This is a genomic window from Marinobacterium sediminicola, from assembly GCF_022343685.1.
GTDB lineage: Bacteria > Pseudomonadota > Gammaproteobacteria > Pseudomonadales > Balneatricaceae > Marinobacterium > Marinobacterium sediminicola.
In genome coordinates this window covers 1,788,101-1,799,112 of record NZ_CP092123.1, presented here as the reverse complement: position 1 = coordinate 1,799,112, position 11,012 = coordinate 1,788,101, and the positions used below count along the sequence as shown (strand labels likewise).

Genomic DNA, 11,012 nt, shown 5'->3' with positions numbered 1-11,012 from the left:
CCTGGCTGCCTTCAGCGACGAAGATATTGCGCGAAGTCGATATCGCTTGCTGACAGAATCGCCTGTACCCGGTTGTGCACGCCCAGTTTACGCAAGATAGCCGAAACATGAGCCTTAACGGTCGTTTCTGCGATGTGCAGGTTGTAGGCAATCTGCTTGTTTGACTCACCCTTGGCCATTCTTTCCAGCACCAACAGCTGTCGTCGAGTCAAAGAGGACAGGAGTTCAGGGGCAATTTGTGGGTGCTCATTGCTGCGCCGGTTGCGACGATTGCTGTCCTGTTCAGTCTGGCGAATGATGTCAGAAGGCAGATAAACATTACCATCAAGAATTTGTTGCAGTGCTTCTGTCATTTGCGCTCTGGGTGAAGACTTGGAGATAAAGCCCACTGCGCCACAGGTGATCGCTTGCAACACAATCTGCTTGTCGTCTTCGGCAGATACGATAACGACTGGTATGGTCGGTGCTTCATTGCGCAATGAAATAAGGCCATTCAGGCCATTCATGCCAGGCATGTTCAGATCCAACAGAACAAGATCCAAGTCATCATGCTGTTGAGCCAATTCAAGCGCCGATTCAAGATCTTCAGTTTCGAAGGTTTCAGCTTCTGGAAAACCCGATTCGATCACATTGGTGATGGCTTCTCGAAACAGAGGATGGTCGTCGGCGATGAGAATTTTATACACGTTGTTATTCCCCATTTATCGTTATTATTCAGGCACTCAAGGACCATCCGTCTCAAATCTTATGTCTCAATTGCCAGGCTGTAGAGTAACCGGGAAAGGCAAGGGTGTCGCCTTCTCCAGTGCCAAATCAGCCTCTTTCCAGCCGTCAGTGCCTTCAGCGTACCAATACACCTGGGTGTAGCCCCAGACCGAGGCGCGCTTAACTGCATTCCATGACATCCAGCAATCGGCTGTGCAGTATATGACCAGTGGGTAATCCATTTTACCTGAACTGGCCTGACGCAAGCCTTTACTGAAGTAATCAGCCCACTCAGGTTCCAGCTCCCCCAGCCCCACGTTAGGCATCCAGATGCTGCCCGGGAGATTGAAGCGGGGCTTGCTTTGCAGGAAGATGCCATCCTGCCAGCGCACCGGCTGTACATCAATCAATGCAGGCTTGGGCTGCTGTTGGTTCATATCCTGAAGGGAGATTGTATCGATACGCTGACCGCCTTCGGCGAACTCAGGGGTTGGGCTACGATACTTGGTAACTCTGAAGCCTTCCCATGAGAACATGATGTCGATATCCGAACCTTCAGCATAAACCTGCCCAATGAAAGACCCTGAAAGGATCGCCACCACGAGTTGATGCAATATTCGATGCATAGGCGTTTCTCCGATGATGCTATTACACCTTGGTGTGCTTTTAGGCTGAATTCTACGTTGGCGGCAAACAACCGGTACTGAAGTAGTAAGGGTAAGCTCTTAGGGCAAGGTATTGATTATGAAGAACATGATTTCAGACATTGCTGTGCTTGCTACGCCTGCATATGATTATCTCCATTGTTTTGGTAACGGGTTCACACAATGTTTCAGGAAAGACGTATCTATCCCCGCATTCCGTGCAACGTGAATGCAGAGCTGGAAACTGCCGATGGTCGTATGGTGGATGTTCAGATCGTCAACATCAGTCGCAGTGGTTTTTATGTTGAAGGGGCAGACGATCTTTCTGACCTGCAACCTCCCGAAGGGCTTGGTGCAACCGAGGTGTGGCTACATTTTGGACTGCAAACCAGCGCGCTTCACTGTCACTGCCGAATCATCTATAAACGTCGAAATGCGGCTGACAGTATCGGTCTGGGGTTGCATATCATCTCTACTGACGAGTCGGCCCTTCACAGTATCGACCACTTTGTGACTGCACATCTGAATTGACCATCAGTTGGGGCTCGGTTTGTTAAGATCTTTCCATCTGTATCTGTTTGCAGCCCTCCTGATCGGCCTATGGCTGACAAACCCTTTTGAGGAACGTCAGCCACCCGTTTCAACGCCCGTGGTCAATCTACCCTTTGATCGTCACCAGCCAGTGCAGCTCAATCTGTCTTCGGCTCCTGAAGTTCGATTCAATGAGTATGACCTCACGCTGCTTGCCGAGTTTTCAATTGATGCTCGTGTGCTCGGTCGCGAGGATTATAGTCTGGGGCGAGAAGCTGAATTGTCGCCCTGGGATTTCGCGTTAGGCTGGGGCGAAATGGCTCAGCCTGAAGTTGCCAAACAGTTCGAGATACGTCAGTCCGGTCGTTGGTACTATTGGCGGGCAGATACGCTGCCGATTCCCAGACGTCAGATCGAAACCAGTAGCGCCAATATGCACCTTATCCCTGCCTCGCAGCAGGTAAGGGATCGCCTGGAGCAGATTAAAGAACATGACCAGCTGCGCCTGCGGGGGTTTCTGGTTGAGGCGCGTGGTGATGATGGCTGGCGTTGGCGCAGTTCATTAAGCCGTAACGATACGGGCAACGGCGCCTGTGAACTCATTCTGGTGACAGAGGTTCTCTGAGCGATTCATGTCGCAGCGGAGATTTGCGCCTTTCCGCATGAATGTTGATCAGGTTGCCTGCCAGCATGAGTCCTGCCCCTGCTGCAACAGGCCAGTCAATTACTTCTTCGTAAAAGAGATAGCCAACAACAGCAATCAATGGCAGACGCAAAAAGTCCATCGGCACGACGACCGTGGCATCTGCCAGCTTGAATGCCCGCGCCATGCAGTAATGTGCGCTCATCGCGGTTAATGCCACCACAAGAATCCAGGGAATTGAGTGCATCCCGGGCGTTTTCCAGTCCATCACCGAGGGGATGAGACCCAGCGGCAGCTGCATCACTGTCATGTAAAATAAAATACACAGGGGCGTATCGGTTGCTGACAGAGACTTTGTCTGGATGTAGGAAAGGGCATACCCCATGGCGCCTGCCAGCACCGCAAATGAAGCCGGGTGAAGTGATTCCATTCCTGGGCGCAGAATCAGCAACAGACCGCTAACACCGAAAATAAGAGCGATCAGCCGCGGCAGGGTAATCCGTTCCGACAGCAGAAGCCATGCCAGCAGAGCTGTCCAGATCGGCGTTGTGAACTCAATCGCAATCACTTCAGCCAGTGGGATAAAGGCCAGTCCATAAAACCAGCCATACTGACCGCCAAAGTGTGCAAGGTTTCGTATAAGGTGTCCTTTGGTCCGCCTCGTGGCTAACTGAGACCAGCCGTGCCGGCTTCTGGCTACCAGAAAGCCAATCAAAAATACTCCGATCAAACTGCGGAAAAACAGAATCTGAAAAGTGGACAAGTCCTGTGACAGCTCCCGTCCTGAAACCGCCATGGCCATAAAGGAAAAAAGTGCTCCGGTCATCCAGAATGCGGCAATGATTGAGGGGTGTTGATCCTTGCTCATGGTGGGGGCTCATCAAGTGGAGGGATTATGAACTTGCTGGATGGGTAGAACAGGGGCTATTGGGCCTGATCGACTTCAGTCGTTCTTGTCAGGCCGATTCGACGGCTATCAACTCATCACGCAGGGGCTTATGGGTCAGCAAATCTGCCAGGGTATATTTTGACAAGGTATCGAAAAACGCCTGACGCGCCTCTTCAAGAACGGTTTGAAGTGTACAGCTGGTGACCAGTCGGCATGGGCCCCGAAGACAATCCACCAACGGGGCAGCGCCTTCTGTCAGTAGAATCAGTGTGCCCAAATTAATACTTTCAGGCGCCAAAGCAAGACGAATGCCGCCATTCTTGCCACGAAAGGTCTCAAGGTGACCGCTCTTGCCCAGGGCATGAACAACTTTTCGCAGGTGTTCCAGCGAGATGTCATAGAACTGAGCAATCTCGCTCAGTGTGGCCAGCCGGTTAGAATTCAGGGTCACATAAAACAGTACACGAAGCGAGTAATCAGTGAAGCGACTCAATTGCATTACGAATGTCTCAAGTGATAGCTGTTAACGATGATACTAAATAACCACCTGAAATATAATCAAGGTAGAGCTGTGACACAGGTATTCAAAAGCGTGTTATATGCTTGCCTTTTCTCTTTGAAAGCGTTATCAATAGCGGAACATTTAATGAGTTCATAAGGCGCCTTTACCGGCGCCTTTTCATGTTTTTGAGCCCCATGTATAGCCCGTTCAGATCGAAAACGTATCAGGCCTGCAGTGTCACAGGCCCGTTTGCCCGCCTCTGAATCTGATCCTGCCTGCATCAGATCAGTGCAGGCTTTCGGGAACTTCACTTAACAACCTGTTTTTCATTTGCACCGCCAAACGGTGTGCAACTTTGTATATCAATGGAGTTATAAATGGCTGATATGCCCGGTATCAAGGTGTCCGAAAAGGATATCGATCAACTCGAAGCCATGCTGGAGCGTAAGGAATATCGTGATAATCCTGCTCTGGATGGTTTGCGGGCCGAACTGGATCGTGCCGAAGTGGTCTCAGCGGATGAACTGCCGGACAATGTTGTGAGAATGAACTCGACGGTGACTTTTGAAGTGGAAGAAAGTGGCCGTCAGTTTCACCGTACGCTCTATTATCCGCACCAGATGGCGGGTAAGGAAGACGCTATCTCCATCGTTGCGCCTATTGGCTCGGCTTTGCTTGGACTTGAGGTCGGTCAGAAAATCGACTGGCGTCTGCCCGATGGCAAGCACAGTCACGTAAAAATTATTGAAGTCAGCCACGCTTGAACTTTGGTTGATAAGAAAAAGGCCGGTCATGTGACCGGCCTTTTTTGTCATTGGCGAGGAGCGTTTATCAGCCTTTACGCTGGTCGAAAACGCGCTTGGCCTTGCCCTCTGAACGGGGGATACTACCCACTGGCACGATATTGATCTTGGTGCTGATGCCGATGTAGGACTTGATGTGGTGCTGCAGTTCCTTGATAACCGCAGTCTCATCAGTGCCGGTGGCTTCAGGCGACAGTTCAACCTTAACCTCAACCATGTCCAGGTTACCATTCTTGGTCACGAGGATTTCGTAGTGTGGTGCCAGAGCAGGCACTTTCAGAATCTGCTCCTCGATCTGGGTCGGGAATACGTTCACGCCACGAATAATCAGCATGTCATCGGAACGGCCAGTAATCTTGTCGATACGGCGCATCGGGCGTGCGGTACCCGGCAGCAGGCGAGTCAGGTCACGTGTGCGGTAACGAATGACCGGCATCGCTTCCTTGGTCAGTGAAGTGAACACAAGTTCACCGTATTCGCCGTCAGGCAGTACTTCACCGGTGTTCGGATCGATGATCTCAGGGTAGAAGTGGTCTTCCCAAATGGTGGGGCCGTCTTTGGTTTCGATACATTCCATCGCGACACCCGGGCCCATGACCTCTGACAGACCATAGATATCAACTGCATTGATGCCTGCGCGCTGCTCGATGTTCTTGCGCATCTCATCGGTCCAGGGCTCGGCACCAAAGATACCAGTACGCAGCGGCAATTCACGCGGGTCCACGCCCTGACGTTCCATCTCATCCAGAATGTTCAGGAAGTAGGATGGAGTAACCATGATGATGTCAGGTGCAAAGTCCTGAATCAGCTGTACCTGCTTCTCGGTCTGACCACCGGACATTGGAATCACGGTGCAACCCAGACGCTCGGCACCATAGTGCGCACCCAGACCACCGGTGAACAGGCCGTATCCGTAGGAAACATGTACCTTGTCGCCGCGATGGCCACCTGCTGCACGAATAGAGCGCGCTACCACGTTAGCCCAGGTATCGATATCACCCTGGGTATAGCCTACAACTGTGGGCTTGCCGGTAGTACCTGAAGAAGCGTGGATACGGACCACATCCTCCATCGGCACGGCGAACATCCCATACGGGTAGTTTTCACGCAGGTCCTGCTTGGTAGTGAACGGGAAGTGCTTCAGATCTTCAAGCGTTTTGAGCTCAAACGGATGAACACCTTTCTCGTCACACTTCTTCTTGAAATGGGGAACATTGTTGTAGCTGTGCACAAGACTCCAGCGCAAACGACGCAGCTGCAGCTGGCGCAGCTCATCAATGCTTGCAGTCTCGATTTCTTCAAGGGATCCGCGCATCAGAGGCTGTTGAATAGTCATGCTTTTTCTTATCCCGTTGTCTGTAATAATTATGTTGATTCTGGCACCTGAATGGGGATCAGACGCGTTCGATGATGGTTGCGATGCCCTGACCGACACCGATACACATCATGCACAGTGCATAGCGACCGCCGGTACGGTGCAGCTCATACATGGCAGTGGTGATCAGGCGCGCACCGCTCATGCCCAGCGGGTGACCAAGAGAAATGGCGCCGCCATTGGGGTTAACGTGCGCTGCATCGTCTGGCAGGCCGAGATCACGGGTAACGGCCAGCGCTTGAGCAGCAAACGCTTCGTTCAGCTCGATCACGTCCATATCGTCAAGCGTCAGACCAGCCTTGGCCAGTACCTTACGGGCGGCCGGAGCGGGACCAAAGCCCATGATGCGCGGCTCCACACCGGCTGTTGCCATGGCAACGATACGAGCTTTCGGCGTCAGACCATGCGCCTTGGCCGCTTCAGCAGAAGCGATCAGTAGGGCACAGGCACCGTCGTTGACGCCTGAAGCGTTACCGGCTGTTACAGAACCACCGGCACGGAAGGGCGCTTTCAGCTTGGCCAGGGTTTCCAGAGTAGTGCTGGCACGGGGGTGCTCGTCGGTATCAAAGATGATCGGATCACCCTTACGCTGCGGGATGGTGACGGGCACGATCTCTTCCGCCAGCTTGCCATTTTGCTGAGCTGCAGCGGTGCGCTGCTGGCTGCGTACGGCAAAGGCGTCCTGGTCTTCACGGCTGATGTTGAAGTCTTCAGCGACGTTTTCAGCCGTTTCAGGCATGGTGTCCACACCGTACTGGGATTTCATCAACGGGTTGATGAAGCGCCAGCCAATGGTGGTGTCATACAGGCCGTTCGGATCGCGGGAGAAGGCAGATTCAGCCTTGCCCATAACGAAAGGCGCACGTGACATGGACTCAACACCACCGGCAATCATCAGTTCAGTGTCGCCTGACTTGATGGAGCGAGCTGCCAGGCCCACAGCATCCATACCTGAGCCGCACAGGCGGTTGACGGTTGTGCCCGGTACGCTTGTGGGCAGGCCTGCCAGCAGTGAAGACATGCGCGCAACGTTGCGGTTATCTTCACCCGCCTGGTTGGCGCAACCGTAGATCACGTCATCGACCTGGCTCCAATCGACATCCGGATTACGCTCCATCAGCGCTTTCATCGGAATAGCGCCCAGGTCGTCAGCACGAACACTGGCCAGGGTGCCGGCATAACGACCGATCGGGGTGCGGATCGCATCGCAGATAAAGGCATCTTTCATTGGGTCTCTCCTCAGATGGCGGTCTCGTCTTCCGGCAGCAGTGTCCCCTTGATCTGGTAGGACTTGCCACGGAAGAAAGCCAGCTCTTCATTGTTCTGGTTGTAAACGGTGATGTCGTATACGCCTGTACGTCCCTTGCGCTGACGTTCCTGAGCAACTGCGGTCAGTGTGTCGTCAAGAAAGCCGGGAGCGACGTATTCAATACTGCATCCGCTCGCGACAGTAACCTTGTTGTAGCTGTTGCAGGCGTGCGCGAAAGCCGTATCGGACAGTGCAAAAATAAAACCGCCATGGCACATGCCATGCCCGTTGAGCATGTCCTTACGGACTTTCATGCTCAGTCGTGCGTAACCCGGCCGGGTTTCCTCGATCTCGATACACAGGCCTTGGGCGGCGTAATCCGTTTCATGCATGGCAGCGCTGCATGCTGTTGCCAGCTGCTCTGGTGTCATAGTCGATGTGCTCATGCCTGACGACCTCCGGCAACTTTGCGCAACAACAACGGAGAAGGGCGGTAGCGGTCTTCACCGTAGCTAGCACCCAGATTACGCAGTACGTTCAGAATGCGTGACAGACCGACTTCTGTAGCCCAGTTGATCGGGCCGCGCGGATAGTTGACACCGCCCTGCATGGCAATATCGACAGCTTCTTCGTTGCAGACCTGCTGGTTGACGGCGTCAAAGCCTTCATTGGCCAGCATGGCCAGCGTACGCATGACAATCATGCCAGGAATATCATCGATAATGCTGACAGCCTTGCCAGCCGCCTGGAAGAGACCAACGGCCAATTCGACAGCCTTGGTATCAGCCTTGTCTGCTGGGGCCAGGGCGATGCGTGTCGCCTGAGCGTAATCGAGGGCCAGGTCAAAATGGATCAGGTTGCGGTTGCTGATCTCTGCTGCGCGCACAGTGGAGAACTGCCCATTGGTCAGCATCAGAGTGGCATCGCCGACCTGAATGCGACCATCACCCTCGGTACGGATAACCTCGATACCGGCTGCTTCAAACTGAGCAACAAGCGGCTCAGCAACGCCCAGGTCACCTTCAATGGTTACACTGGAAGGCTTGGCGGCCGCTTCGGCGGTCTGAGGAACAGGTTTCTCGGCACCTTCACTGTAGTCGTAGAATCCCTTGCCGGTCTTGCGGCCGAAATGGCCTGCGTTCACCAGTTCCAGCTGAATCAGCGACGGCAAGAAACGCTGGTCGTTATAATAGGCGGCAAAAACGGATGAGGTGACGGCATAGTTTACGTCATGGCCGATGAGGTCCGTGAGTTCGAACGGGCCCATACGGAATCCGCCGGCTTCGCGAATAACAGCATCAATGGTGGCATTATCGGCACCGCCTTCCTGGAAGATGCGAAAGCCTTCCGCATAGAAGGGGCGGGCAACCCTGTTGACGATGAAGCCAGGAGTCGACTTGGCATGTACCGGTTTTTTGCCCCAGCTGACGGATAGATCATAGATTGCACTGGCGATCTCAGCCTTGGTGTCCAGGCCGCTGATGACCTCAACCAGCTTCATGATCGGTGCCGGGTTGAAGAAATGCATGCCGACCAGATTCTGTGGGCGCTTCAGCGTGCTGCCGATGGCGGTCACAGAAATCGATGAGGTGTTGGTCGCCAATACTGTTTGCTCGGAGCAGATGTCTTCAAGCTGGCCGAATACGCTCTGTTTGACGTCAAGACGCTCAACGATCGCTTCAATGACAAGAGCAGCAGGAGCCATGTCTTCGAGGGACTCGATGACCTGGATACGGCTCATCAGGGCCTCCACGTCTTCAGCCTTCATCTTGCCGCGGGCAACCAGCTTCTGCAGACCTTTATCTACGCCTTCGCGGCCGCGTGCAGCCGCACCTTCGGCAGCATCGAACAGCAGAACAGGGTGACCGGCATTGGCTGCAACCTGAGCGATGCCCGCGCCCATGGTGCCGGCGCCAATAACACCGATAACGGATTCAGTGGTAAACATGCTCATCATCACTTGCCTTTGAAGTTGGGCTGACGTTTTGCCATGAAAGCGGAAACGCCTTCACGATAATCTTCGGTGCGGCCAGCGAGGGTCTGCAGGTCGCGCTCAAGGTCGAGCTGCTCGTCAAAGCTGTTGTCCCAGCTGGCTTGAATGGCGCGCTTGATCAGTGCCAGGCCCTTGGTGGGCTGAGTTGCCAGCTGCTTGGCCATCGCCAGCGCTTCTTCTTTCAGATTTTCATCGTCAACACATTTCCAGATCATGCCCCAGGCCATTGCCTGTTCGGCACTGATCTTGTCGCCCAGCATGGAAAGAGCCATTGCGCGGGCATGGCCGACCAGGCGGGGAAGGGTCCAGGTACCACCGGAGTCCGGCACCAGGCCGATCTTGCAGAATGCCTGAATGAAGGACGCAGAACGGGCCGCCAGTACGATGTCACAGGCAAATGCGATATTGGCGCCTGCTCCGGCCGCAACACCGTTTACTGCACAGATGACAGGCATTTCGAGGCCCTGCAGGGTACGGATCAGAGGGTTGTAATTCTTTTCAATGGACTCGCCCAGGTTTGGCATCTCGGCATTAGGGTCTACATTGCGATCACTCAGATCCTGACCGGCACAGAAGCCGCGGCCATTGCCGGTGATGAGCAAGCAGCGAACCGCTTCGTCCTTCTTGGCCTGCTTCAGCGCATCACGAACTTCAGCATGCATCTGGGTATTGAAACTGTTCATCCGGTCCGGACGGTTGAGGGTCAATACCGCAACCCCGTCAGTAATCTCGAATTCAATCGTTTCGTAAGACATGTCTTATTTTCCTGTGAAGTTCGGTTTACGTTTTTCCATGAAAGCAGCAATGCCTTCGTTACGATCAGCTGTCGCCGCCAATAGCGTGAAAGCCTTGCGCTCCAGGCTCAAGCCGCTTTCAAGGGTGGTGTCATAGGCCTTGAGCAGAACCTCTTTCGCCTGTCGAACAGCAATCGGGGGTTTGGTTGCAATCTTGCGGGCCAGTTCGGTTGCACGGTCAAGAGTCCGCTCAGGGATTGTAACTTCGCTAATCAGGCCGAAATCACGAGCCTGTGCTGCCGAAATGAACTCACCAGACAATACCAGTTGCATGGCCATGGATTTGCCAACGGTACGCAGCAAGCGCTGAGTTCCACCTGCGCCCGGGATGATGCCGAGATTGATTTCAGGTTGACCGAATTGGGCATTGTCGCCAGCGATGACAATGTCTGCATGCATCACCAGTTCACATCCACCACCCAGTGCGAAGCCGTTAACAGCTGCAATCAAGGGTTTCGGGAACTGTGCAATAGTGCGCCAGTGGAGGACGCGTGGATCATTCAGCACGCCAACAGCATCCAGAGCTGCCATTTCCTTGATATCTGCGCCCGCCGCAAAGACTTTTTCATTGCCTGTGAGCACGACTGCACGCACTTCATCATTACCTGTTGCCCACTGAAGGACTTCAGCGATTTCACTGAGTAGCTGGGTGCGCAGGGCATTATAGGCTTCCGGGCGGTTGAGGGTGATGGTCAGTACACCATCAGAAACCGCGGAGACAAGAATGTCCTGATACTCATGTTGCATAGAAATACCGTCATCTGTGTTTTGTTATTCTGCCCGGTATGATCTTATTGGTGTCTACCGGACACATTTGGGTGCGCAGGCACGATTTCCGCGGCATGCAGCAATTTCTGGATCCGCTATAGTAGAGAGGCCATACT

At 53.7% G+C, this 11,012-nt stretch carries 13 protein-coding genes; 3 read left to right on the top strand and 10 right to left on the bottom strand.

Annotated features, from left to right (window positions below):
- Positions 1–11: 11 nt before the first annotated feature.
- Both LN244_RS08345 and LN244_RS08340 read right to left on the bottom strand, forming a co-directional pair.
- Positions 12–686 (bottom strand): response regulator, encoded by a 675-nt coding sequence (locus tag LN244_RS08345; protein ID WP_239039342.1) that lies wholly within the window; start codon positions 684–686, stop codon positions 12–14.
- Between the two features lie 66 nt (positions 687–752).
- The gene (locus LN244_RS08340) at positions 753–1,331 is read right to left on the bottom strand and encodes a rhodanese-like domain-containing protein (protein WP_239039341.1); all 579 of its coding nucleotides are present in this window, start codon (positions 1,329–1,331) and stop codon (positions 753–755) included.
- A 201-nt stretch (positions 1,332–1,532) separates the two neighbouring features.
- Between LN244_RS08340 and LN244_RS08335 the strand changes: the two genes are divergently transcribed.
- Together LN244_RS08335 and LN244_RS08330 are read left to right on the top strand one after the other, a co-directional pair.
- Positions 1,533–1,880 (top strand): PilZ domain-containing protein, encoded by a 348-nt coding sequence (locus LN244_RS08335; RefSeq protein WP_239039340.1) that lies wholly within the window; start codon positions 1,533–1,535, stop codon positions 1,878–1,880.
- Positions 1,881–1,899: 19 nt separating this feature from the next.
- Complete coding sequence (locus LN244_RS08330; protein ID WP_239039339.1) at positions 1,900–2,505, top strand: hypothetical protein; 606 nt, start codon at positions 1,900–1,902, stop codon at positions 2,503–2,505.
- Here the strand turns inward: LN244_RS08330 and LN244_RS08325 are convergent.
- Both LN244_RS08325 and LN244_RS08320 read right to left on the bottom strand, forming a co-directional pair.
- A complete protein-coding gene (locus LN244_RS08325) occupies positions 2,480–3,391 on the bottom strand; it encodes a DMT family transporter (RefSeq protein WP_239039338.1) in 912 nt (303 codons plus the stop codon). The two genes, LN244_RS08330 and LN244_RS08325, sit on opposite strands and share 26 nt — an antisense overlap.
- A gap of 88 nt (positions 3,392–3,479) precedes the next feature.
- Positions 3,480–3,911: an RrF2 family transcriptional regulator gene (locus LN244_RS08320; RefSeq protein ID WP_239039337.1), complete on the bottom strand. Its 432-nt coding sequence runs from the start codon at positions 3,909–3,911 to the stop codon at positions 3,480–3,482.
- A 380-nt stretch (positions 3,912–4,291) separates the two neighbouring features.
- On the opposite strand from LN244_RS08320, the gene rnk reads away from it, so the two are divergent.
- Complete coding sequence (gene rnk / locus LN244_RS08315; RefSeq protein ID WP_239039336.1) at positions 4,292–4,678, top strand: nucleoside diphosphate kinase regulator; 387 nt, start codon at positions 4,292–4,294, stop codon at positions 4,676–4,678.
- 67 nt (positions 4,679–4,745) lie between these two features.
- On the opposite strand, the gene paaK is transcribed toward rnk, so the two are convergent.
- From paaK to paaF, 6 genes are read right to left on the bottom strand one after another with little or no spacing between them, the layout of a single operon-like run.
- Complete coding sequence (gene paaK / locus LN244_RS08310; RefSeq protein ID WP_239039335.1) at positions 4,746–6,053, bottom strand: phenylacetate--CoA ligase PaaK; 1,308 nt, start codon at positions 6,051–6,053, stop codon at positions 4,746–4,748.
- 58 nt (positions 6,054–6,111) lie between these two features.
- Complete coding sequence (gene pcaF / locus LN244_RS08305) at positions 6,112–7,320, bottom strand: 3-oxoadipyl-CoA thiolase (RefSeq protein WP_239039334.1); 1,209 nt, start codon at positions 7,318–7,320, stop codon at positions 6,112–6,114.
- Positions 7,321–7,331: 11 nt separating this feature from the next.
- Positions 7,332–7,787, bottom strand: a complete 456-nt coding sequence (gene paaI, locus LN244_RS08300) for a hydroxyphenylacetyl-CoA thioesterase PaaI (RefSeq protein ID WP_239039333.1) — start codon at positions 7,785–7,787, stop codon at positions 7,332–7,334.
- Entirely contained in the window at positions 7,784–9,295 is a 1,512-nt protein-coding gene (gene paaH / locus LN244_RS08295; RefSeq protein ID WP_239039332.1) for a 3-hydroxyacyl-CoA dehydrogenase PaaH, read from the bottom strand. The genes paaI and paaH overlap by 4 nt, the downstream gene beginning before the upstream one ends.
- Before the next feature lie 2 nt (positions 9,296–9,297).
- Entirely contained in the window at positions 9,298–10,089 is a 792-nt protein-coding gene (paaG, locus tag LN244_RS08290; protein WP_239039331.1) for a 2-(1,2-epoxy-1,2-dihydrophenyl)acetyl-CoA isomerase PaaG, read from the bottom strand.
- Between the two features lie 3 nt (positions 10,090–10,092).
- Positions 10,093–10,875 carry a 2,3-dehydroadipyl-CoA hydratase PaaF gene (gene paaF / locus LN244_RS08285; protein ID WP_239039330.1) on the bottom strand — a complete coding sequence of 261 codons (783 nt, stop codon included), beginning with the start codon at positions 10,873–10,875 and terminating at the stop codon, positions 10,093–10,095.
- Positions 10,876–11,012 lie beyond the last annotated feature (137 nt).